The organism is Actinomadura sediminis, assembly GCF_042675525.1.
Classification (GTDB): Bacteria; Actinomycetota; Actinomycetes; order Streptosporangiales; family Streptosporangiaceae; genus Spirillospora; species Spirillospora sediminis.
This window is the reverse complement of the sequence record NZ_JBHTJA010000027.1, coordinates 1-23,208: the sequence shown is the minus strand read 5'-3', so window position 1 is coordinate 23,208 and position 23,208 is coordinate 1. Positions and strand designations below refer to the sequence as shown.

Below are 23,208 nucleotides of genomic sequence, written 5' to 3'. Positions count from 1 at the left end.
TTTCGGGCCGTTCTCCGGTGTGGACGCGATTAGACTCGCAATCCGAAGAATCCGCCGGTAGTGGCCGGGATCAGCAGTTCCATGTGAAGGAATCACATGATCCGTGTGATGGTCGCCGAGGACGTTCGCATCCTGCGGGAGACGCTGACCACCGTCCTCGGGCTGGAGGACGACATCGAGGTGGTGGCCATGGTCGAGCGCGGCGACCAGATCGTCGCCATGGCGGAGAAGACCCGCCCCGACGTGGCGGTGCTCGACATCGACCTGCCCGGCATGGACGGCCTGGACGCCGCCGCCGAACTCCGCGCGACGCTCCCGGGCTGCCGGACGGTCGTCCTGACCGGTCTCGGCAAACCCGGATATCTGCGCCGCGGGCTGGCCGCCGGGGTCTCGGGGTTCCTGCTCAAGCACGCGCCGACCGACGACCTCATCGACGCGATCCGCAAGGCCGTCGCGGGAGAAAGGGTGGTCGACCCCCAGCTCGCGCTCGCCGAACTCGAACGGGCGGACAGTCCGCTCACCGCACGTGAGGCCGACGTGCTCCGGTTGTCGGCGACCGGCGCGGAGGCCGGCGACATCGCCCGGTCCCTCTCACTGAGCCGGGGCACCGTCCGCAACTACCTGTCGTCGGCCGTCATGAAGCTGAACGCCAGAAATCGCATCGACGCGATCCGCATCGCGACCGACCAGGGCTGGCTTTAGCGGCACCGTCACCGCCAGCCGGAAGCCGTCCCCCTCCCTGCCGGCGGTCAGCGTCCCGCCCAGCTCCCGCGCCCTTCGTTCCAGGTTCGTCAGCCCCACGCCGGGGGCGGCGGCCCGCCCGGAGACACCGTCGTTGACCAGGCGCAACCGGACGTTCCGCCCGACCGCCTCGACGGTCAGCTCGCAGCGATCGGCCCGACTGTGCCGCAGCACGTTGGTGACCCCTTCGCGCAGCACGGTGGCGAGAAGCATGTCGGTCTCCGCGGGCAGCGGCACCGGCCGGACCGACCCGGACACCTCGATGCCGGCGGCCGACAGCGCCGCGCGGGTGGACTCGACCTCCGCCGCCAGCGCGATCTCGCCCCGCGCGCTCACGACGGCCTCCATGTCCGCCAGGGCCCGGCGGGCCGCCGCCAGTCCCTCGGCCAGTTCGACGCGGGCCCGGTCGGGGTCCCGGTCGAGCAGCCGCAGGGCCAGCTCGTTCTTGAGCACGACGACCGACAGGCCCAGGCCGAGCAGATCGTGCAGATCGGTCGCGAACCGGAGCCGCTCGCGGGCGACCGCCGTCCGGGCCAGTTCCGCCCGCGCCTCCCTGACCTGCAGCGCCAGCTCCCCCATCCGGACCAGCCCGTACACCACCAGGGCCCGCTCGCCGGACCACACGACCTCGTAGACCATCCCCAGCACGGTCGGATCGCCGAGCTGCGCGTCCCAGATCACGAGCAGCGGATCCAGGCAGATCAGCGGGATCGCCAGGACCCACCGCGCCCACCCGCGCACCACGACCAGCACGACGCCCGGCAGGAAGAACACCACGTGCCACAGCGCCAGGTCGAAGAAGAGCAGCGGGACCAGGGCGGGCACGAAGACGCCCAGCGTCCACAACGGACGGCCCGAAGGGGCGCAGGCACGAAGGAACAGCAGGACGAACGCGGCGAGCGCCACGAAGAACACCGCCGTCTCCGGCGCGCCCAGATCGGCGCGCAGGAACCACCGCACCTCCGTCGGAACGATCATGAGGCAGATCGTCGCGGCCCCGAGAACCGCCACGGCCCGGGAGGTCAGATCATCGGCCACCGGCGCGGCCGCGGGGCGCTCGCGCCCGTACCCGTGCGCCACCGACCGCGTCTCGTTCAGCGCCGCCCGCGCCACGTCCAGCCGCCGACCGACCGCCGCCGGGTCCCCCGCGTCCCCGTCCCGGACGACGCGCTCGAGGCTCACGCCCACCCGTTCGTTCAGCTGCTGCGCGAACACCAGACGCTCGCGCGCCACCTCGGCCGCCGCGAGCCCGTCCCTGGTCCGCCGCATGTCGCTGACCAGGTCGGCCAGCCGGGCGACCCCGTACAGCGCGATCCCGACGAACGCCGCGTGGCCGACGGCCAGGTAGGCCGCCTCCACGGCCGTCGGCCGAACCGGCGACGCGGCGGCGAACTGCGCCGCGATCACCAGCGCGAACCCGCCCCACGCCGCCCACCGCCGGCGGACGAGCAGCAGGATCGCCGCCGCCAGGAAGCCGGAGTTCCCGTACCAGGTGCTCGCGTACCAGACCATGCCCACGGCCGTGAGGACCGCCTGCGCCCCCAGCGTCCACGGCCAGCCCCGCACCCGCCCGTCCTCCGACCAGCGGATGCAGTTGCGCAGGTGAAGGAGCAGCAGCACGGTCAGCAGGACGAACGCCGCCGGCTTGCCCCCCGGCTCCGCGTTGACGATCCCGACGTACCCGCCGAACGCGAACCCGCAGCTCACGCCCACCGCGATCACACGAGCCCAGCGAACGGCCGCCACCGGAGACGCGGTTTCCATACAGGCCTCCCAAGAAGGGGATCACGCGAAGCGTATAGAACCGGGGCCGCCTCGACCGGGCGCCCGCACAAGCGCGCTTACGTAGTTCTGCGGATGGTGCGGAGCGGCCGGCCGCGACGACTCTTGCGGGGTATCGGCGACGCGACGAGCAGGAGGCAGTGTGGAGATCACCCAGCAGGGCGCCGCGCTCGACGAGCGGCTCCGCTCCCACGTCCCGGAAGTGGCGGCCGAGGTCACCGTCAGGATCCGCCGGGACGTGCCGGCGCTCGGCCGCGCGCGGTACCTGGACTCGTTCGTGGAAAGCCTGATCGAGGACTTCCTCGGCCTGCTGGCCGGCTCCGGACCGCCGTCCGACGAGATCCTCGCCCGAGCCCGGGACGCGGGCGCCCGCGAGGCCGCGGCGGGCCGCGGCCCGGACGTCCTGCCCGCCGCGGCCCGGCTCGGCGCGGGGATCGCGATCGCCAGGCTGACCGAGCACGCCGGCAGGCTGGGCGTGCGCGTCGAGATCGGTGCGGTCGGGAGGACGGCGCAGCAGGTGTTCGCGTACGTCGACCGCATCACGGCGGCCGTCGCCGAGGGGCACGGCGGCTCCCCGGGGCGCGCCGTCGGCGAAGCCGAGGAACGCCGGCGAGAGCTGCTCGACCTCCTGCTGAGCACGGACCCCGGAACCCCGGAGATCAGGACGGCCGCGCTGAGCGCGGGTTGGCGGCTGCCGCGGACGGTCGCGGTCATCGCCCTGTCCGCGGCGGGTCCCCGGCCGATGCTCCCGCCGGACGTCCTGCTCGGCCTGCATCGGGACGAGCCGTGCCTGGTCCTGCCGGACCCCGAGGGGCTCACGCGGCGGCGGCAGGTCGCGGCGGGGCTGCGCGGCCGGACGGCGGCGGTCGGGCCCACCGTGGAGGTGCCGGACGCGGCGAGGTCCCTGCGGTGGGCGCGCCGCACGCTGTCGCTCGTGAAGGACGGCGGGATCGCGGCGGCCGGGGGCCGTCCCGTTCGCGCCGTGGACCATCTGCCCCGGCTCATGACGTCCTGGGGCGCCGAACTCGTCGATCTCGTGGCCGCCGACCGGCTCGCGCCGCTCGACTCCGTCCGGCCGTCGCTCCGGCGGGAACTCGAGGTGACGCTGCTGGCGCTGCTGGAGTGCCATTTCCGGGCGGTCGCGGCCGCCGCACGGCTGCATGTGCACCCGCAGACCGTCCGTTATCGCCTCCGCAAGCTCGAGGCCCTCTTCGGCGAAGCGCTCTACGAGCCGCGGAACCAGCTCGACATGCACCTGCTGCTGCATGCCAGGACGGCGGGCCGTCCCGACCCGGGGAAGGCGGGCTGACCTGCCCTTCTCCTCCCTGGCGGGCGGTCGTGGCTTTCGGCTAGCGTGATGGCGCCATGGACCTGCCGCGCATCGACACCAGCTACGTCGGCCGGCGACGCGAGGCCACCGAGGTGCGTGCGGCGCTGGCCGCCGGGCGGCTCGTGACGCTGACGGGTCCCGGCGGCGTGGGCAAGACCCGGCTCGCCACCGCGGTGGCGGCGCGGCTCGCCCCGGGCTTCGGCGACGGCGCCGTCTTCGTCGACCTCACCGAACTCCGCGACGGCGCGCTGCTGCCGGACCTCGTCGCCACCCGGCTGGGCCTGCACAACCGGTCGGGCCGGCCCGCGCTCCGGCTCGTACTGGACCACCTGCGCGGACGCGCGCTCCTGCTCGTCCTGGACAACTGCGAGCACGTGGTGGACGAGGCGGCCGCGTTCGCCGCCGCCGTCCTGGCCGAGTGCGACGGCGTGACCATGCTCGGGACCAGCAGGCAGTCGCTCGGGGTCGCGGGGGAACGGCTGCTGCGGGTGCCCTCCCTGGCGGTGCCCGCGGAGGACGTCGCGTCCTCGCCCGCGGAATCGGCCCGGTACGACGCCGTGCGCCTGTTCGTGGACCGTGCCGCGGCGATCGTGCCGGGCTTCGAGCTCACGGCCGGGAACGCCCCGGCCGTCGTCCGCATCTGCCGGCATCTGGACGGGCTCCCGCTCGCGATCGAGCTCGCGGCCGCCAGGCTCCGGTCGCTGTCGCCGCGGCAGGTCGCGGACCGGCTCACCCGGCACCTGCCGCTGCTCACCGCCGGCCCGCGCACCGCCCCGGAACGCCAGCGGACGTTGCGCGCCACCATCGACTGGAGCTTCTCTCTCTGCTCGCCCGCCGAGCAGGCCGTCTGGCTGCGGGCCTCGGTCTTCGCCGGCACCTTCGACCTGGCCGCGGCGGAACATGTGTGCGCGGGCCCCGGCGTCGCGCCGGAGGGCGTCCTGGACGCCGTGGACGGCCTGCTGGACAAGTCCGTCCTGGTCCGGGAGGACCACGGGGACGGCGTCCGCTACCGGATGCTGGAGACCCTCCGCGAGCGCGGCCAGGAACTCCTGGAAGGGACGGGCGAACGCCGCCTGGTCTCCGCCCGGCACCGGGACTGGATCGACCGGTTGACGGCGTCCGCCGACGCGAACTGGGTGGGGCCGGAGCAACTGTCGTGGATCGACCGGCTGAGGGTCGAGCAGGCGAACGTGCGCGCCGCGCTGGAATGGTCGCTCACCGAGCCCGGGGAGGCCGGGGCGGTGCTCAGGATCGCCTCGCGGCTGGACGAGTACTGGACGTTCTTCGGCCACAGCCTGGAGTGCCGCCAGTGGCTCGACCGGGCGCTCGCCGCGACCTCGTCCGACCATCCGGACCGGCCGCGGGCGCTCGCGATGTGCGCGCTCCACGCGGTGTGGCATCTCGACCTCGACGCGGCCATGCGCCGGCTGGCCGAAGCGGCGGAACTGGCGGAGCCCCGGGACGAGCTGCTCCACGCGCTGACGAGTTACGTGCGGGCCCTCGCCGCGCAGATCAGCACCGACGCGGGCGCCGCCGACCTCGCCGCCGAGGCGGCCGCCGTGTTCCGGGCGCACGGGGACGTGCGCCGGGAGCTGCATCCGTTGTGGATCTTCGGGGTCTCCACCGGCTACCGGAAGGGCGACATCGCGGAGGGCAGGCGGGCGCTGCGCCGGATGCTCGAACTGTGCGAGGCCCGCGGCGAGACCCGGTATCGCGCCATGGCCCAGTTCGGGCTGGCCTACCTGGAGGTCGAGCGGGGCGACGTGGAGCTCTCCGAGAGACTCGCCCGCGAGTCCCTGCGGAACCTCATGCAGATCGGCGCGGGATCCGGCACCGCCTACCTTCTCGACAGTCTCGCCTGGATCGCGGACCGGAAGGGCGAGCACGTCAGGGCCGCCACCCTGTTCGGCGCCGCCGCCACGCTCTGGCGGGCGATCGGGTCGGCTCCGGAGATCGCCGTCTCCGGCCCGCACCGGGCGCACCGGACGAGCACGCTGGCCGTCCTGGGCGAGGAGCGCTTCGGCCGCGCGTTCGCCGCGGGGCGCGCCATGTCCGGTGCGGAGGCGGCGCGGTTCGCGCTGGGCGAGGCGGCCCCCGCCGCCGGCGCCCGGCCGGGGTCGCTGACCGGGCGCCAGTGGCAGGTCGCCGGGCTGGTCGCCGAGGGGCTGTCCAACCGGGACATCGCGGACAAGCTCGTGATCTCCCAGCGCACCGTCGACACCCACGTCCAGCACATCCTGGACAAGCTCGGCTTCCGTAAGCGCGCTCAGATCGCCACCTGGTTCACCGAGCGGCGCTGAGGCCCGCCGGGACACGGGCCGTCACCGCAGCGCGGACCACAGTCAGCGCAGCGCGGCCCACAGTCAGCGCAGCGCGGCCCACAGTCAGCGCAGCGCGGCCCACAGGTCGCATTCGTGGTCGGCGGCGAAGTCCCGGACGATCCCGGGCCCGGACGGCGTGTAGGAGATCATTCGCGGGGCCGCGTCCGAGTACGCGGGCCAGACCCGGTGGCTCGCGGGCTTCCCCGTCTTGGCGAAGCGCGTCCAGTGGCCGCGCATCGTGGCGGCCAGGGCCCGCTGGTCCGGTGCGAGCGGCGCGGGATGGACGGCGTTGCGGACGTCGAAGAGGTACTGCAGCTCGGAGGCGTGCGAGGCCCCGTACGGGAAGGACACCGGCGGGAGGTAGAGCTGGGGCGCGTCGCGGTCGCTGAACTCGTAAGCGTAGGTCGGGACTCGCCGGGACAGCCAGCCGTCCAGGCGCAGGGCGGGGCAGGGGAAGTCCGCGTCGGTCGCGGCCGCCGCGAGAGCGGACGCGGGGGCGGGATACTCGTCGAGCGGGTAGCGCGCCGCGACCCGCTCGGCGGCGTCCCGCGGAACGCCGGTCATGGCCTGGATCTCCGTGAGGTAGTTGTCCGGAGTGACCCGCCGTCCGGCCAGGTCGTAGCCGGTCGCGACGAAGTAGGTGGACTCGTCGCGCGTGGTCCCGTTGACGACCGGGACGCGGTTGAACCTCCCCGTCCGGAAAGCGTCGTCCAGGGATCTGGGCAGGACGGCGCCGTCGGTCTGGAGGAACAGGACCGGCTTCTGCCGCGCCAGCAGCGCCGACGGCGGCAGGCCGCGCAGGCACGCGGCCGTCTGGCCGGGGCAGCCCGCCGCGGCGGCGAGCTCGGTGCCCTCGGCCTGGGCGTCGGCCCGGGACCGGAGGGCGAGGTTGTAGGCGCCGCTCTGGCTGATCGCGGCGGAGAACAGCCCGGCGGAACCGGGAGAGGCCAGGTGGGCCAGGACGCTGAGGCCGCCGGCCGACTCGCCGAAGACGGTCACCTTGCCGCGGTGGCCGCCGAACCCGCCGATGTTGCGCTGGACCCAGCGCAGCGCCGCCTGCTGGTCCATGAGGCCGTAGTTCCCGGACGAACCGTCGGCCGCCGCGAGCGCCGGGTGGGCGAGGAAGCCCAGGGCGCCCAGCCGGTAGTTGATCGTGACGACGACGGTGCCGCGTTCGACCAGCCGGGTGGGATCGTAGTTGCCGCCCATGCCGGATACGAACGCGCCGCCGTGGACGTACACCATCACCGGGTAGCGGCGCCCGTTCCGGGAGGCGCCCTTCGGGGTGTGGACGTTGAGGTAGAGGCAGTCCTCCGACGTGACCGCGGTGCTGTTCTGGACGCACCGGGGCGGCGTCTCCGTCGCCGCGCGGACGCCGTCCCAGCGGGCCGCGGGCCGCGGCGGTCTCCACCGCAGCTCACCGGTCGGGGGCGCGGCGTAGGGGACGCCGAGGAACCGGTCGGTCGTCCCGGCCGTCTCACCGCGCAACGTTCCGGCGTCGGTGACGACGGTCGGCGGGCCGCCCGCTCCGGCCGGCGCGCCCGGGGCGGCCGCCGCCGGGGCCTGCGCCAGAGCGGCAAGCAGGACGGCCGCGAACCCGGCCCTGATCGCGATGCGCGTCATCGGCCCGCCTTCCGGGTGTCGATGGCCTCGCCGAACAGGTTCCAGCGCTCGCCCTCGAACCGCTGGAGCTGCAACGTCTCGATCGGGTAGCCGTCACGCGGCCCGGTGTTCATGGTGACGCCCGGCAGGAGCAGGTCCGAGCGGACGTCCTCGAAGTCGCGGACCGCCTCCATCAGGCCCTCGCGGGTCGGGCACTTCATCGCCCCGAGGGCCTTCTCCATCGCGCTCGCCGAGGCCCAGCCCAGGCTGTAGAAGGCGTTCGTCGGGTCGAGGCCGGGCGCGTACTTCGCGAGTTTCTCCTCGTACAGCTTCATTTCGGGGTCGTCGGCCCACTGCGGGTCGGACGGGTCCTTGAGGAAGGCCGCGGAGACGATGCCCTGCACCCTGTCGAATCCGACCGGCTCGAGGACGGTCATCGAGGAGGCCACGTTGTTGATGATGTGCAGGGGGTTCCACGCGGTGTTCTGGGCGTCGGCGGCGAGCGCCTGAGAGCCGAACTTGGGCGTGGTGATGTCGAGGAACACGTCGGCCCCCGACTCGGCCAGGTTGCGCATCTGCGGGTCGATGCTGGGGTCGGTGACCTCGTAGCTCTGTTCGGCCACCACCTTGACGCCGCTGCCCTCGATCGCGGTGAGGAAACCCTCGCGGAGGTCCTTCCCGTAGTCGTCGTTCTGGTACAGGATCGCCACCTCGGCGTCCGGCTCGTCGTCCTTGAGGTACTGCCCGTAGAGCCGCCCCTCGGACGCGTAGCTGGGCTGCCAGCCGATCGTCCACGGGTACTTCACGGGGTCGGCGCCCCACTTCGACGCGCCGCTCGACACGAAGACCTGCGGCACCTTCCGCTGGTTCGCGTACTCCATCACGGCGGAGGACGTCGGCGTCCCCAGCGTCTGGAACAGGGCGAAGACCCGGTCCTGCTCGACGAGGCGGCGGGCCTCCTCGACCGACTTCGGCGGCTGGTAGCCGTCGTCCCGGACGATGAACTCGATCTTCCGGCCGCCGACCCCGCCCTTCTCGGTGTTGAGGTGGTCGAAGTACGCCTTGATCCCCTTGGGGATCTCGCCGTAGGCGGAGGTGGGGCCCGACAGCGGGTAGATGCCGCCGAGCTTGACGCTCTCGCCGGTGATGCCGGTGGTCTGCTGGCCCTTGCACTCGCCCTGCGCGGCGGTGCTCCCGCCCGCCTCGCCCCGGCCGCCGCACGCCGAGGCGGCGAGCAGGACCGCGACGGTGGCCGCGGTCAGGCGCGTCTTCTTGTCGCGCGTCTTCTTGTCGCGCGTCTTCTTGTCACACGTCTTCTTGTCACGCATGGAGGCTCACTTCTTCCGTTGGACTCGTGCGAGGAGGCGGCCCGCGCGGCCCGCCAGCCCGGCGAGCCCGGTGGGGGCGACGTACATGATCAAGATGATGAGGACGCCGAAGACGACGCCGGGCGCGGCGTCGTTCACGCCCTGGGAGAAGGCCGGGACGAACATCACGAACGCCCCGCCCAGCAGCGGCCCGAACGTCGAGCCCAGCCCTCCGACGACGATGCCGGCGAGCAGCATGATGGACAGGTTGACGGTGAACGAGTCGGGCGAGACGAACGCGATCACCCAGGTGTTCACGGCGCCCGCGGCCCCGGCGAACATGGCGCTCCACGCGAACGCGAGCGTCTTGTAGCGGGCCAGTTCGACGCCCATCGTCTCGGCGGCGGTCTCGTTGTCCCGCAGGGCGTGCAGCGCGCGCCCGACCCGCGACCGCAGCAGGGACCACACGACGAGACCGCAGCCGGCCGCGACGGCGAGCGCCACGAAGTACAGCCACTGGTCCTCGGCCAGCCCGGTCCACGCCGGGGGCGCCGGGCGGGACAGGGTGAGCCCCATCGAGCCGCCGGTGACCGACTCGAACCGCTTGAGCAGCGGCACCAGGAAGATGGCGATGGTCATGGTGACGAGCGCCAGGTACAGGCCGCGCAGCCGCAGCGCCGGGACGCCGAGCGCGAGACCGAGCACGAACGTCACCGCCATCGCGGCGGGCAGCGTCAGCAGGTAGGGCACGTCCCAGCGGTCGAGCATGACGGCGGACGTGTAGGACCCGAGGGCGAGGAAGCCGCCGTGGCCGAGGGAGATCTGCCCGGCGTGCCCGACCAGGAGGTTCAGGCCGAGCAGGGCGATCGCGTAGACGAGGACCATCGTGAGCTGGAAGACCCGGAAGGGGACGAGCTGGAACGGCGCGGCGACCGCCGCCGCGACCAGCAGCGCGACCGCCGCCCACCGCCAGTGGCGGGCGAGCCCGCCGGACGCCGGGCGGGCCGGCAGGGAGAAGGACGTGCCGCTCATGCGCGCTCCACCGCCGATCGTCCGAAGAGCCCCTGCGGCCGGAACAGCAGGACGCCGATGATCACGGCCAGGGGCACCCCGACCTTCAGGTCGGAGCCGACGGCCCCGACGTAGGCTCCGGCGAGCGTCTCGGCGACGCCGACGATGAGACCGCCGAGCACCGCGCCCGCCGGGCTGTCGAACCCGCCCAGCGTCGCCGCGGCGAACGCGTAGATCAGGACGCCGCCCATCATGTTCGGCTCCAGGAAGAGCATCGGCGCGACCAGCACGCCGGACACCGCGCCGACCAGCGCGGCCAGCCCCCAGCCGAGCGCCAGCACCCGGCTCGCCCGCACCCCGACCAGCCTGGCCGACTCGGGGTTGCTCGCGACCGCGCGCATCCCCAGCCCGATCTTGGTGTAGCGGAACAGCACATAGAGCAGGCCCATGACCAGCGCCACGACCCCCAGCACACCGAGCGTGGAGTAGCCGAGCCCGACGCCTCCGGCCCGGAGCGCCCCGCCGGGGAACGGGCTCGGGAAGTCCTTGATGAGGAACGACCAGATCCACCCGGCGGCGGCGTTCACCAGGATGAACAACCCGAGCGTGACGATGACGAGGGTCAGCTCCGGCGCGCCTTCGACCGGCCTGATGACGACGCGCTCGATGAGCATCCCGCCCGCGAACGAGATCCCCAGCGTGAGCACGAGCGCGAGCCAGAACGGCACGCCGGCGTGCACGAACTGCCAGGCGATGAAGGTGGAGAACATGGCCAGCTCGCCCTGCGCGAAGTTCACGATGCCGGTGAACCGGTAGATGAGGACGAGGGCGAGGGCGAGGCTCGCGTAGATCGCGCCCGCGCCGAGCCCCTCGACGAGCTGCTGTACGAAACCCGCCATCGCTATCCCACCTCAATCCCGAGGTAGGAGCGGGCGATCTGCTCGTCGGAGCGGATGTCGCCCGCCGTTCCGGACAGCACGATCCGTCCGGTCTCCAGCACGTGCGCCCGGTGGGCGAACTCCAGAGTGAGATGCGCGTTCTGCTCGACCAGGATCACGGTCGTGCGCTCCTTCTCGTTGACGGTCCTGACGATCTGGAACAGCTCGCGCGTGACCAGTGGGGCGAGGCCGAGCGAGGGCTCGTCCAGCAGGATCAGCCGGGGCCGCGACATGAGCGCGCGGCCGATGGCGACCATCTGCTGCTCGCCGCCGCTGAGGCTGCCCGCGGCCTGCGCGCGCCGTTCCTTCAGGACGGGGAAGTAGCCGTAGACGCGTTCGATGTCGTCGAGGACACCGGCGCGGTCACGGCGGACATAGGCGCCGAGGCGCAGGTTCTCCTCGACGGTCAGCGGGGCGAACGTGCCGCGCCCCTCGGGGACGTGCGCCACGCCCAGCCGGGCGACGGCTTCGGGCCTGCGGCGCGGCAGCGCGGTGCCGGCCAGGCGCAGCGACCCTTCGGTGCGGACCATGCCGCACAGCGCCCGGAGCAGGGTGGTCTTCCCCGCGCCGTTGGTGCCGAGGATCGCGCAGATCTCCCCCTCGGCCACGTCGAAGCCGATGCCGTGCAGGACCCGGCCCGCGCCGTAGCCGGCGCGAAGGTCCGCGACGGCGAGGAACGTTCCAGCGTCCGGGGATCCGCTCGTGCCGCTCATGCCGCGGTCCCCAGGTACGCGTCGCGGACGGCCCGGTCGTTCTGTACCTCGGCCGGCGTGCCCTCGGCGATCTTCCGGCCGAACTCCAGGCAGGCGACCCGGTCACAGGTCCCCATCACGAAACCCATGTGGTGCTCGACGACGATGACCGTGAGGTCTCGCTCTTCCCGGAGGTCGCGCAGGAGCGCCGCGAACTCGTCCACCTCCCCGTGGCTGAGCCCGTTGCAGGGTTCGTCGAGCAGCAGCAGGCGGGGCTCCGCGGCGAGCGCGCGTGCCATCTCGATGCGCTTGAGCGTCCCGAACGGCAGTCCGGCGGCCGGGTGGTCGGCGACGTCGTCGAGGTCGAGGCGCCGCAGCAGCCCATCGACCTCGGCGCGGAGCCTCGCCTCCTCTCTGCGCACCGACGGCAGCCGGAACCCCGCGGACAAGAACCCGGCGCGGGTCCGGCCGTGGGCGCCCACGAGGACGTTGTCGCGGACGGACATCCCGGGGAACAGGCCGAGGTTCTGGAAGGTCCGGGCGATGCCCAGTTTCACGATGGCGTACGGCGCGACCGACATGAGGTCGGTGCCCGCGTACCGGATCGTCCCTTCGTCGGCCCGGTAACGCCGGGTCAGGCAGTTGAACAGCGTGGTCTTGCCGGCCCCGTTCGGGCCGATCAGCCCGACCATCTGGCCGGCGTCCACGGTGAACCCGACGCCGTCGAGCGCCGTGATGCCTCCGAACCGTACGGTGAGGCCGGACACCTCTAGCATTCCGCCTCCAGACGGGATCGCATTCAGGGCTCTCCTTTCGGCCGGTCTCGTTCCGGCCGGCTTCTCTCAGCCGGTCACCCGCTCGATCCAGGCGACGAGGTCGGCCGTGACCTCGTCGCCGTTGAGTTCGTTGAGCAGGTGGTGCCGGGCATCGGGATACGTGCGGTAGGTGATGTCGGTCAGGCCCGCGTTCCGGTACCGCCGGACGAGCAGGTCGGACAGCACGAGCCCGGCGTTGAGCGGGTCGCGTTCGCCGACCATCACGTGCAGGGGCAGGCGGGACGGGACCGTCGCGGGCACGGCCAGCCGGGGCGCGGCGGCGTACATGTTCCGCAGGCCGTCGCCGTCGAGCGGGAACGCGCACAGCGGATCGGTGGTGAAGGCGTCGATGAACGTCTCGTCGCGGGTGATCCAGTCGTAGGGGGTGCGGGCCGGCTGGAAACCGGCGTTGTAGAAGCCGATGCGGTCGGGCGCCCGCTCCAGCCGCGCGATCAGGCCGTCCAGGGCGGTGGTGCCGATGAGCGCCGCGGCGGCCGGCAGGTCGCCGTCGTCGAGCAGGAACTGCTGGACGGCGTACGAGCCCATGCTGTGCCCGACCAGGACGATCGGGACGTGCGGGTGGCGGGTGCGCAGGTGCTCGGCGAGCAGGCGCAGGTCGGCGACCAGGAGGTTCCAGCCGTCGCGCCCGAGGTGACCCGGGCCGCCCTTCATGGACCTGCCGTGGCCGCGGTGGTCGGGTGCGTACACGAGGTAGCCGTGCCGGATGAGCGTCACCGCGAGCCCGGCGTACAGGCCGCCGTGCTCGCCCATGCCGTGCGAGAGCAGGACGACGCCGCGCGGTTCCTTCTCGTGCCCCCATTCATGGACGTGGAGCCACAGGCCGTCGGCGCCGGCGAAAGTGAACATGGGTCAGCGGTTCCTCAGCACGTCGGCGACTCGGGAGCGGATCTCGGGGGTGGCTAGGCCGCGCAGGGCGAGAGTGGTGCGGCGGCGCAGCACGTCGTCGACCGTCTCGGCCCACTCGTGGTCGCGGGCGTAGACGACCTGGGCCCAGATGTCGGGACCGTCGGGGTGGACGGGGGCGCCCAGCCCCGGGTCGCGGCGGATGAGGTCGGCGAGGTCGAAGGCGAGCGTCCCGTAGTGGGTGGCCAGGTGGGCGGCGGCGGCCGGCTCCGTGGCCTCCCCGGTGGAGCGGTCCGCCACCAGCCGGCGGGCGACGGCGCCGGGCACCGCGGCCCCGGGCAGCGGCAACGTCCGGAGGACCGCGGAGCCGACGCCGAGCCGGTCGAGGACGACCCTGCCGATGTGGCGGTAGGTGGTCCATTTGCCGCCCGCGATGGACAGCATGCCGCCGCGGCCCTCGGTGATCACGGTCTCCCGCCTGGCGGTCTCCACGCCCCCCGGCCCTCCGGGCAGGACGCGCAATCCCGCGAACGCGAACGTGACGTCGGCGCGGTCGAGCCCGTCGAGCGCGCCGCCCGCCTCGTCGAGGATGCGCGCGACGTCGTCCTCGGTCGCGCGGACGTCCGCGGGCTCGTCGGTGTAGGCGTCGTCGGTGGTGCCGAGGAGGAGATGGTCCTCCCACGGGATCGCGAAGGAGACGCGGTACTTGTCGATGGGGATGGTGACGGCCGCCCGCCACGGCTCGTGCCGCTTGAGCACGAGGTGCGCGCCCTTGGAGAGCCGGACGGTCGGTGCCGCCGCGGGATCCTCGAGGGCGCGGACCCGGTCGACCCAGGGGCCGGTGGCGTTGAGGACGAGCCTGGCCGCGACGCCGAACCCGGTGCCGTCGAGGCGGTCGGTGAGCTCGGCTCCGGCGACCCGTCCGGCGAAGGTGCGCAGGGCGTCGACGGAGGCGTGGTTGAGGACGACGGCGCCCGCCGCGGCCGCGGCGCGGACGGTCATGATGGCGACACGGCTGTCGTTCATCTGGTGGTCGGTGTAGACGGCGGCGGCGCGCAGGCCCTCGCCCCGCAGCGCGGGAACCTGCCGGAGGGCCTGGTTCCGGCCGATGAGGCGGCCGGGGCCGTCGCCGAACGCCGACAGCGCCGAGTACAGCAGGACGCCCGCGCCGAGCTTGGCGGCGCCGTGCGGGCCGTCCTGGTAGACGGGGACGAGGAACTTGCGCGGGCTGACCAGGTGGGGCGCCACGTCGCCGGCGAGGCTGCGCCGCTCGCGGTGGTTCTCCGTGACGAGCCGGACGTTGCCGGTCTGCAGGTAGCGCAGTCCGCCGTGGACGAGCTTGGTGGACGCGCTGGACGTCGCGCCCGCGAAGTCCCCGGCGTCCACGAGCGCGACCCGCAGCCCCGCCTGCGCGGCGGTCCACGCGGCGGCGATGCCCACGATCCCGCCCCCGATGACGAGGAGATCGAAGGTGCCCCGCCCCAGTTCGTCGCGGGTCGCGGCTCGCCTGGCGACTCCGTGCGCGGCTGACGTGTCCAACACCGGCTAGGCCCCCTCGATGACGTCGTCCGCGTCGAGCCAGCCCTTCGCCAGCTCGACGGCCTTGCGGTACTTGCGGTACTTGCGGTCGCGGAACCCGCCGTCCGCGCCGGACGGCGTCCACGCGGCGTCGCGCCGCCATCGGGCGCGCAGCGCGTCCAGATCGGGCCAGACCCCCGCGACCAGCCCGGCCGCGCTCGCCGCGCCCAGGCAGGTCGTCTCGATCACCGACGGCCGGACGACCTCCAGGTCGAGCACGTCCGCGAGCGTCTGCATGAGCAGGCCGTTCGCGGTCATGCCGCCGTCGACCCTGAGCGAGTCGAGGCGGAGCCCGGAGTCGAGCGCCATCGCGTCCAGGACCTCGCGGGTCTGGTACGCCGTCGCCTCCAGGGCGGCCCGCGCCAGATGGCCGCGGCCCGCGAAGCCGGTCAGGCCCGCGAGGACGCCCCGGGCGTCGGGGCTCCAGTGCGGGGCGAACAGGCCCGAGAAGGCGGGCACGAGGTAGAGCCCGCCGTTGTCCGGGACGGACGCCGCGAGCGCCTCGATCTCGTCCGCGTCCCCGATCAGGCCGAGGCCGTCCCGCATCCACCGGGTCAGCGAGCCGGTGTTGGCGATCGACCCCTCCAGCGCGTAGACGGGCGGCTCGCCGCCGAGCCGGAACCCGACGGTCGTCAGCAGCCCGTGCCGGGACGGCACGGGCTCCCGGCCGGTGTTGAGCAGCAGGAACGCGCCCGTCCCGTAGGTGGCCTTGGCGTCGCCGGGCGCGAAGCAGTGCTGCCCGAACAGCGCCGCATGCTGGTCGCCGAGGACGGCGGTGATCGGCACGCCCTCGAGGACGCCGCGCGCCCTGCCGTACACCTCGGCCGACGAGCGGATCTCCGGCAGGAGAGACCGGGGGATCTCCATCGCGGCGAGGATCTCCTCGTCCCAGTCGAGCGTCCGGAGGTTCATCAGGAGCGTGCGGGCGGCGTTCGTCACGTCGGTGACGTGCAGCGCGCCGCCGGTCAGGTTCCAGAGCAGCCAGGTGTCGAGCGTCCCGAACAGCAGCTCGCCGCGCTCGGCGCGGTCTCGGACCCCGGGCACGTGGTCGAGGAGCCACCGGATCTTCGGACCCGAGAAGTAGGAGGCCAGCGGCAGCCCGGTCGCGGCCGCGAACCGGTCGCGCCCGTGCCCGCCCGCCAGTTCGGCGCACAGCGACTCGGTGCGGGTGTCCTGCCAGACGAGCGCGCGGTGCACCGGACGTCCGGTCGCGCGGTCCCACACGACCGTGGTCTCGCGCTGGTTCGTGATCCCGACCGCCGCGAGGTCCGCGGCGCGCACCCCCGCCGCGCGCAGTGCGCCGGCGACGGCCTCCTGGGCCCGTGCCCATATCTCGGCGGCGTCGTGCTCGACCGAGCCGGGCCGCGGGAGGATCTGCCGGTGCTCCCGCCGGGCGGCGCCGAGCACCGAGCCGGACGCGTCGAAGACCATGCAGCGGGTCGACGTCGTCCCCTGATCGATGGCCGCCACGAGGCGCTGCGTCATTCCGCGTTCCCCTCCTACTCGATCGGCCTGACAAGACCGCAAACAGTAGGAATCCCGGGGAAGGCGAACAATGGCATGCCGGATAACGTCCGTACGGACGTTGTCATGGAGAGATAACCGTCTCGGTGGAGAAATGCTTAGGGTGGCGACGAATCCGCCCCATAAAGGCCTCGCCGGCGCGGCGGCACGGATTCCGCGGGGCGCTCACGAGCGGGCGCCGACACGTTCGGGCCGAGACGACGGGAGGTGGCCTCCCTGCCCGGCGGCCGCAACGGGGGTGCCGAGTGATCTGGCTCACATGGTGTCACGTACGGCGGGTGTGCGGTGTCTTCTGGGCGAGTCCCGATGGAAGGAGACGCCATGGACGTCATCGTGATCGGCGGCGGGTATTCGGGTGTCATGGCCGCCAACCGGCTGACGCAGCGGGCGGACGTCACGTTGATCAACCCGCGGGCGGAGTTCGTCGAGCGGGTCCGGCTGCACCAGCTCGTGGGCGGGTCCGACGACGCGGTGGTCGACTACGGGGAGATCCTCGCGGAGGGCGTCCGGCTGGTGGTCGGCACCGTGACGCGGATCGACGCGGACGGACGCCGCGTGCTGCTGGAGAACGGCGACCTGCTGGGGTACGACTACCTGGTCTACGCGGTCGGCAGCGGCGCGGACCCGCGCGTGCCCGGGGCGGCCGAGTTCGCCTACCCGATCGCCACCCTGGAGGAGGCGCGGCGGCTGCGGGCCGCCGTCGAGGGCGCGGACTCGGTGACGGTCGTGGGCGGCGGGCCGCTCGGCATCGAGACGGCCGCCGAGCTGGCGGAGGCGGGGCGCGGCGTGACGCTCGTCTGCGGCGGGCGGCTCGGGCCGTACCTGCATCCGCGGGCGCGGCGGGCGGTGGCCAGGGGGCTGGCGAAGCTGGGCGTGACCGTGCTGGAGGCCGCGACGGCGACGGCCGTGGCGCGGGACGCGGTGCGGCTGGCGGACGGCCGGGAGCTCGCGGGCACGGTGCCGGTCTGGGCCGCCGGGTTCGGCGTGCCGGACCTGGCCGCGCGCAGCGGGCTGAGCACCGACGCCGTGGGCCGGCTGCTGACCGACGAGACGCTGACCTGCGTGGACGATCCGCGCATCGTCGCGACCGGGGACGCCGCGGCCCCGTCGGGCGCGCCGTTGCGGATGAGCTGCCAGGCGGCGCTGCCGCTGGGCTCGCACGCCGCGGACACGGTGCTCGCCCGGATCGCGGGGGAAGCGCCGGCGGACTTCGGCAAGGGGATCGCCGCGATGTGCGTCAGCTTGGGGCGGCGGGCCGGGGTGTTCCAGCTGGCCCACCGCGACGACACCGCGACGTGGATCCACGTGGGCGGCCGGCTCGGCGCGAAGCTCAAGGAGTCCGCGTGCGAGAGCCCGATCAAGCAGCTCGCGAAGGAGGCCCGCGAGCCCGGGTCGCACACGTGGCCGGTCAAGGACGCCAAGCGCCGGCGGCTGACGGCCGAGGGCGCCCGCTGAGGGGACGTCATGAGGGCGGGTTCGACGGACACGTTCGTCGCCCACCGGAACCTGCTGTTCGGCGTCGCCTCCGAGCTGCTCGGGCCGGCCGCGGGCCTCTGCTGCGTCCGCGACCCGGCGGAGCCGGGGCACGTCGAGAGCGGGGCCCCGCTCACCCGCGGTCGGCGTAGCCGCCGCGGGTGAGCGGGGCCGCCGGGTCAGTGCGTGTACGGCCGCTTGCCGCGGGCGTCGCGGAGGGCGTGGGCCCACCAGGCGAGCCGGTCGAGGAAGGTCGCGGCGGCCTTCTCCGCGCCCGCGGCGTCCACCGGCCGCCCGGCGTCGTCGAACAGGTCCCAGTAGTTCGCGAAGCCGAGGGATTCGCGGATGGTCGTCGCGTGGACCTCGCAGAACACCTGGCGCAACTGCTCGACGGCGTGCAGGCCGCCGCCCGCGCCGCCGTAGGAGACGAAGCCGACGGGCTTGGCGCTCCACTCGTCGAAGAACCAGTCGACGGCGTTCTTCAGGGAGGCGGGGTAGCCGTGGTTGTAGACGGGCGTGACGATCACGAACGCGTCGGCGGACGCGAGCCGGGGCGCGAGGGCGCGGACGGGCGCGGGCGGCGGGACGTCCGGGTCGTCGCCGTTGAGGACGTCCGGCAGCCGCTCGTCGGCCAGGTCGATCACGTCGACCTCGTAGCCGCCGTGCTCGCGGGCCCGGTCGGCCACCCAGGCGGCCGGGACTGGGCAGAAGCGGTCCTTGCGGGTGCTGCCGACGATGACGGCGAGGCGCAGGGGGGTCAGGTCAGACATGGGCGTTCTCCTTCCGGTGCCGGATCGTGCGGGACGAGCCGGCGGTTCGGGTCGTGCGTACGGTGAACAGGGCGAGGAGGAGGGCGATGCCGGCGCTGACGTAGGCGACGACGGCGAGGCCGGAGACGAACGCGGCGCGGGCGGCCTCCAGGAGTTCGGCGGACGGCCCGCCGGCGACGGCGGCGGCGAGGCCGTCGCGGGCGGCGGCGGGCCCGTCCGCCATGCGGGCGCGGTAGACGAACGCGGCGAGCGAGCCGAGCACCGCGACGCCCAGTGCGGCCCCGGCCTCCAGGCACGTCTCCGCCAGTGCGGCGGCGGAGGCGCTGCGCTCTCTGGGGGCGACGCCGACGACCAGGTTGTTGACCAGGACGAGCAGCGGGCTCATGCCGAGGCCGACGACGGCGGCCGCGGCGACGGCCGCCGCGGCCGGCCGGTCCGCCGAGACCTGGGCGAGGAGGACGAACCCGGCCGCGGCGATCGCGAGCGCGGTGACGGTCGCGGCGCGGTCGCCGATCCGCGCCGCGACCCTGGGGGTCGCGAGCATCGCGACGATCGAGACGAGGGCGATCGGCACCAGCCACGCGCCGGCCCGGCCGGGCGTCAGCCCCTTGACGAGCTGGAGGTACTGGGCGAGCAGCAGGGAGAACGCGCCCATCGTCATGGAGGCGGCCAGGACGGTCACGAGGGCCGGGGCGAACGCGGGGAGCCGCAGCAGCCGGAGGTCGACCAGCGGGTCGTCGAGCCGGGACTGGCGCCGGACGAACAGCACGCCCGAGGCGGCGCCGGCGAGGAGGGCCGCCGCCGCCCAGAGCCCGGGACCGTGCCGCGCGGTCTCCTTGACCGCGAACACCAGCGGCAGGATCGCGGCCAGGGACAGCGCGACGCTGAGCAGGTCGATGCGGCCGGGGGCGGGGTCGCGGTGTTCGGGGAGCAGCGGCGCGGCGGCCAGGACCAGCACCATCACCGGGACGGCCATCAGGAAGACCGCGCCCCACCAGAACCGGTCCAGCAGCAGGCCGCCCACCGCCGGGCCGAGCGCCATGCCGCCCATCGTCCCGGCGGTCCACAGGGCGACGGCGAGCCGCCGCTGCCGGTCGTCGGCGAACAGGTGCCGGATCAGCGACAGCGTCGCCGGCATGATCGTCGCCCCGGCGACGCCGAGCAGCGCGCGGAGCGCGATGAGCATGCCGGGCCCGGTCGACCAGGCCGCGAGGGCGGACAGGACGGCGAAGGCGGCGGCGCCCGCCAGCAGCAGCCGGCGGCGGCCGATCCGGTCGCCGAGGGTCCCCATGGTGACCAGGAACCCGGCGATCAGGAAGCCGTAGGCGTCCATGATCCACAGTTGCGCGGTGGTGTCGGCGCCCAGCTCCGCGCCGAGCACGGGCAGCGCCAGGAACAGCACGGTGACGTCCATCGACAGCAGCAGCGTCGGCAGGACGAGGGCGGCGAGTCCCGCCCAGTCGCGCGCGGTGGCGCGCATCGCGGCACCTCCTCTCGTTGGTGCGGTGTCGTGGTTCGAGCGTCGCGGAGGGGGGTTCCGGGGAGGCTCCGGCCGGGTTCCGGCGGCATACGGTGATCACCATGAGGTTCGGAACGCTGGGGACGCCGGAGGTGTGGGACGCCTCCGGGACGCCGGTGCGCGTCCCGGAGGCCCGGGTGCGGGCGCTGCTGGTCGCGCTGCTGCTGCGGGAGGGGCGTCCCGTCCCGGCGGACCGGCTGGTGGACGAGCTGTGGGGCGACCGGGCGCCCGCCGAGCCGCGGCGGGTGCTGCGCTCGAAGCTGTCGCTGCTGCGCGGCGTCCTGGACCGGGCCGAGCCGGACGGCCGCGCCCGGCTCGCGCACGGGCCGGGCGGATACCGGCTGGCCGTCGCGGACGGCGAGGTGGACGCGGACCGGTTCCGCGCGCTGCTGGAGCGGGCGCGGCGGACGCGCGACGCGGCGGGGCGCGCGGCGCTGTGCGACGAGGCGCTGGCGCTGTGGCGGGGGCCCGCGTTCGCGGGGTTCGCGGAGGGGTTCGCCGCCCCGGCGGCGGCGCGGCTGGAGGAGGAGCGGCTGACCGTCCTGGAGCTGCGCGCCGAGGCGCGGCTGGAGCTGGGCGAGCACCGGCTGCTCGCCGCGGAGCTGGGCGAGCTGGTGCGGCGGCACCCGCTGCGGGAGCGCCTGCAGGCGGCGTGGCTGCGGGCGCTGTACGGGTCGGGGCGGCAGACCGAGGCGCTGCGCTCGTACGAGCGGCTGCGGCGGCGGCTGGCGGAGGAGCTGGGCGCCGATCCCGGCCCGGAGCTGGCGGCGGCGTACCGGCAGATCCTGCGGCAGCCGGGGCCCGCGGCGGAGACGGTCACGAACCTGCCCGCGATCGTGGACGTGCTGGTGGGCCGCGACCGGGAGGTCGCGGCGGTCCGGGAGCTGCTGGTCGCGGACGGGCCGGGGCGGCTGGTCACCCTGACCGGGCCGGGCGGGGTCGGCAAGACGCGGCTCGCGCTGGAGGCGGCGGGCGGGGTCGTCGAGGCGTTCCCGGACGGGGTGTGGCTGGTGGAGCTGGCGCCGCTGCCGCCGTCGGGCGGCGGGACGTCCGGGGTGGCCGCGGCGGTCGCGGACGTGCTGGGGGTGCGGGACGCCGACGCCGGCGAGGGGACGCCGGCCGGGCGGGTGGCGGCGGCGCTGCAGGGAAGCCGCTGCCTGCTGGTGCTGGACAACTGCGAGCACGTGCTCGCGGAGACGGGCGCGCTGGCCGTCCGGCTGCTGCGCGGCGCCGCCGGGCTGCGGATGCTGGTGACGGGCCGGGAACCGCTGGGCGTCGCGGGCGAACGGGTCGTGGAGGTGCCGCCGCTGGCCGTCCCGCCCGCGGGCGGCGGGGCGGACGCGGCGTCGTTCGGCGCGGTGGAACTGTTCGCGGCGCGGGCGGCGGCGTCGGCGCCGGGGTTCGCGCTGGACGAGCGGACCGCGCCGCGGGTGGCGGCGATCTGCCGGCGGCTGGACGGCCTGCCGCTCGCGCTGGAGCTGGCGGCCCGGCGGGTGCGGGCGCTGGGCGTGGACGGGATCGCCGCCCGGCTCGACGACCGGTTCCGGCTGCTGGGCGGCGCGGGGGGCGACCGCCCGGACCGGCACCGGACGCTGCGCGCGGCGATCGACTGGAGCTGGCACCTGCTGGACGACCGCGAGCGGGAGGTGCTGCGGGGGCTGGTGGTGCACGCGGACGGCTGCACGCTGGAGGCGGCCGAGGCGACCGGCGGCGACGTGCTGGAGCCGCTGGCGCGGCTGGTCGACCGGTCCCTCGTCGGGTCCGTGGACACCCCGGAGGGCAAGCGGTACCGGCTGCTGGAGTCCGTGGCCGCGTACGCGCGGGAACGGCTGGAGGAGGCCGGTGAGCGGGAGGCCGCCGAGGAACGCCACATGCGCTACCACGCCGGTCTCGCCGCGGACGCCGACGCGGGGCTGCGCGGTCCGGGGCAGCGCGCGTGGATGCGGCGGCTGGGCCGCGAGCACGCCAACCTGCACGCCGCGTCGTCCACCGCCGTCCGGCGCGGGGACGCCGGGACGGCGCTGCGGCTGGCCGTGCACCTGTTCTGGTACCGGTGGCTGCGCGGGCGGCACCGCGAGGCGCACCGGATGCTCGCGAGCGCGTTGGAGCTGGACGGCGGCCCGCGCCGGCTGCGGGCCAGGGCGGGTGCGTTCCTCGCCTACCTGGACCTGGTGGCGCGGGAGGCCGACGCCCCGCTCGTCCGGGTGGAGCAGGCGCTCGCCGCGTTCGACGGCGCGGACGACGAGGAGGGGCGCACGTTCGTCCAGTGGCTGTTCGGCCCGGCCCTGGTCGAGTGCGGCGAGCTCGCCGCCGCGGAGACGCAGACGGGGCTCGCCCTGTCGGCGTTCCGCTCCCGGGGGGACCGGTGGGGCATCGCGGCCGCCCTGGCGAACCGCGCCTACCTGGCCTACATCCGCGGCGGGCTGCCCCGCTTCGAGACCGACGGGGCCGAGGCGCTGCGGGCGTTCACCGAACTCGGCGACGACTGGGGGCGGCTGGAGGCGATGGCGGTGCTGTGGCGGCACGCCGACACCGTCGGCGACCACGCGGAGGCCGAGCGGATCGCCGCCGAGGCGCTGGAACTGGCCGAAGGCGTGGGCATCCGGCTGAACACCTCGTTCTGGACGTGCTGCCTCGGACGGGCCGCGCTGGTGCGGGGCGACACGGCCGGGGCCGTCGAGCGGTTCCGCCGCGCCCTGGAGATCTCCACCGCGCACGGCGAGGCGTACGGGGCGCGGCTGGCCGAACTGGGGCTGGGCATGGCGCTGCGCCGGGCGGGCGACCCGGGGCGGGCCGCGCCGCACCTGCGCACGTGGCTCGGCGCCGACCCGGGCGACCACCGGTCGGTGGACGTCGTGCTGGCCTTCGCCGAGCTGGGCTTCCTCGCAGGGCAGCGCGGCGACGACGGCACCGCGCTGCGCGAGCACCGCCGCGCGCTGGC

The 23,208-nt window shown here is 74.5% G+C and carries 18 protein-coding genes; 6 read left to right on the top strand and 12 right to left on the bottom strand.

From position 1 onward, the window contains the following. The first annotated feature begins 96 nt into the window (after window positions 1-96). Window positions 97-702: a response regulator transcription factor gene (locus ACFQ11_RS15895; RefSeq protein ID WP_378299115.1), complete on the top strand. Its 606-nt coding sequence runs from the start codon at window positions 97-99 to the stop codon at window positions 700-702. Here the strand turns inward: ACFQ11_RS15895 and ACFQ11_RS15890 are convergent. Beyond that, window positions 592-2,448, bottom strand: coding sequence for a sensor histidine kinase (locus ACFQ11_RS15890; protein ID WP_378299113.1), 1,857 nt, complete (start codon window positions 2,446-2,448; stop codon window positions 592-594). The two genes, ACFQ11_RS15895 and ACFQ11_RS15890, sit on opposite strands and share 111 nt — an antisense overlap. 217 nt (window positions 2,449-2,665) lie before the next feature. On the opposite strand from ACFQ11_RS15890, the gene ACFQ11_RS15885 reads away from it, so the two are divergent. Further along, window positions 2,666-3,832 (top strand): PucR family transcriptional regulator, encoded by a 1,167-nt coding sequence (locus tag ACFQ11_RS15885; RefSeq protein WP_378299111.1) that lies wholly within the window; start codon window positions 2,666-2,668, stop codon window positions 3,830-3,832. 56 nt (window positions 3,833-3,888) lie between these two features. Beyond that, window positions 3,889-6,153, top strand: a complete 2,265-nt coding sequence (locus tag ACFQ11_RS15880) for a LuxR C-terminal-related transcriptional regulator (RefSeq protein ID WP_378299109.1) — start codon at window positions 3,889-3,891, stop codon at window positions 6,151-6,153. Between the two features lie 84 nt (window positions 6,154-6,237). Here the strand turns inward: ACFQ11_RS15880 and ACFQ11_RS15875 are convergent, their stop codons facing one another. The 9 genes from ACFQ11_RS15875 to glpK all read right to left on the bottom strand — a co-directional run bounded on the left by ACFQ11_RS15875 (window position 6,238) and on the right by glpK (window position 16,466). Further along, window positions 6,238-7,797 (bottom strand): carboxylesterase/lipase family protein, encoded by a 1,560-nt coding sequence (locus ACFQ11_RS15875; RefSeq protein ID WP_378299107.1) that lies wholly within the window; start codon window positions 7,795-7,797, stop codon window positions 6,238-6,240. Further along, entirely contained in the window at window positions 7,794-9,104 is a 1,311-nt protein-coding gene (locus ACFQ11_RS15870; RefSeq protein WP_378299105.1) for an ABC transporter substrate-binding protein, read from the bottom strand. The genes ACFQ11_RS15875 and ACFQ11_RS15870 overlap by 4 nt, the downstream gene beginning before the upstream one ends. A 6-nt stretch (window positions 9,105-9,110) precedes the next feature. Next, window positions 9,111-10,115 carry a branched-chain amino acid ABC transporter permease gene (locus tag ACFQ11_RS15865; protein WP_378299103.1) on the bottom strand — a complete coding sequence of 335 codons (1,005 nt, stop codon included), beginning with the start codon at window positions 10,113-10,115 and terminating at the stop codon, window positions 9,111-9,113. Beyond that, on the bottom strand, window positions 10,112-10,993 hold the full coding sequence (locus ACFQ11_RS15860) for a branched-chain amino acid ABC transporter permease (protein ID WP_378299101.1): 882 nt from the start codon (window positions 10,991-10,993) through the stop codon (window positions 10,112-10,114). Before ACFQ11_RS15860 ends, ACFQ11_RS15865 begins: the two co-directional genes overlap by 4 nt. Window positions 10,994-10,995: 2 nt before the next feature. After that, complete coding sequence (locus ACFQ11_RS15855; protein ID WP_378299099.1) at window positions 10,996-11,745, bottom strand: ABC transporter ATP-binding protein; 750 nt, start codon at window positions 11,743-11,745, stop codon at window positions 10,996-10,998. Then, complete coding sequence (locus tag ACFQ11_RS15850; RefSeq protein ID WP_378299097.1) at window positions 11,742-12,500, bottom strand: ABC transporter ATP-binding protein; 759 nt, start codon at window positions 12,498-12,500, stop codon at window positions 11,742-11,744. The genes ACFQ11_RS15855 and ACFQ11_RS15850 overlap by 4 nt, the downstream gene beginning before the upstream one ends. A gap of 66 nt (window positions 12,501-12,566) precedes the next feature. Further along, window positions 12,567-13,406, bottom strand: coding sequence for an alpha/beta fold hydrolase (locus tag ACFQ11_RS15845; RefSeq protein ID WP_378299095.1), 840 nt, complete (start codon window positions 13,404-13,406; stop codon window positions 12,567-12,569). A 3-nt stretch (window positions 13,407-13,409) separates the two neighbouring features. Next, on the bottom strand, window positions 13,410-14,945 hold the full coding sequence (locus ACFQ11_RS15840; protein ID WP_378299093.1) for a glycerol-3-phosphate dehydrogenase/oxidase: 1,536 nt from the start codon (window positions 14,943-14,945) through the stop codon (window positions 13,410-13,412). Window positions 14,946-14,948: 3 nt separating this feature from the next. Beyond that, window positions 14,949-16,466: a glycerol kinase GlpK gene (glpK, locus tag ACFQ11_RS15835; protein WP_378299091.1), complete on the bottom strand. Its 1,518-nt coding sequence runs from the start codon at window positions 16,464-16,466 to the stop codon at window positions 14,949-14,951. 360 nt (window positions 16,467-16,826) lie between these two features. Between glpK and ACFQ11_RS15830 the strand changes: the two genes are divergently transcribed. After that, a complete protein-coding gene (locus ACFQ11_RS15830; RefSeq protein WP_378299089.1) occupies window positions 16,827-17,960 on the top strand; it encodes an NAD(P)/FAD-dependent oxidoreductase in 1,134 nt (377 codons plus the stop codon). A 9-nt stretch (window positions 17,961-17,969) separates the two neighbouring features. Next, the gene (locus tag ACFQ11_RS15825) at window positions 17,970-18,143 is read left to right on the top strand and encodes a hypothetical protein (RefSeq protein WP_378299087.1); all 174 of its coding nucleotides are present in this window, start codon (window positions 17,970-17,972) and stop codon (window positions 18,141-18,143) included. A 14-nt stretch (window positions 18,144-18,157) separates the two neighbouring features. On the opposite strand, the gene ACFQ11_RS15820 is transcribed toward ACFQ11_RS15825, so the two are convergent. Continuing rightward, window positions 18,158-18,748 carry an NADPH-dependent FMN reductase gene (locus tag ACFQ11_RS15820; RefSeq protein WP_378299085.1) on the bottom strand — a complete coding sequence of 197 codons (591 nt, stop codon included), beginning with the start codon at window positions 18,746-18,748 and terminating at the stop codon, window positions 18,158-18,160. Beyond that, window positions 18,741-20,228: an MFS transporter gene (locus ACFQ11_RS15815; RefSeq protein ID WP_378299083.1), complete on the bottom strand. Its 1,488-nt coding sequence runs from the start codon at window positions 20,226-20,228 to the stop codon at window positions 18,741-18,743. The genes ACFQ11_RS15820 and ACFQ11_RS15815 overlap by 8 nt, the downstream gene beginning before the upstream one ends. A 101-nt stretch (window positions 20,229-20,329) precedes the next feature. Here ACFQ11_RS15815 and ACFQ11_RS15810 point away from each other — a divergent pair. Further along, a partial coding sequence (locus ACFQ11_RS15810) for an ATP-binding protein (RefSeq protein ID WP_378299081.1) occupies window positions 20,330-23,208 on the top strand: 2,879 nt, incomplete at its 3' end.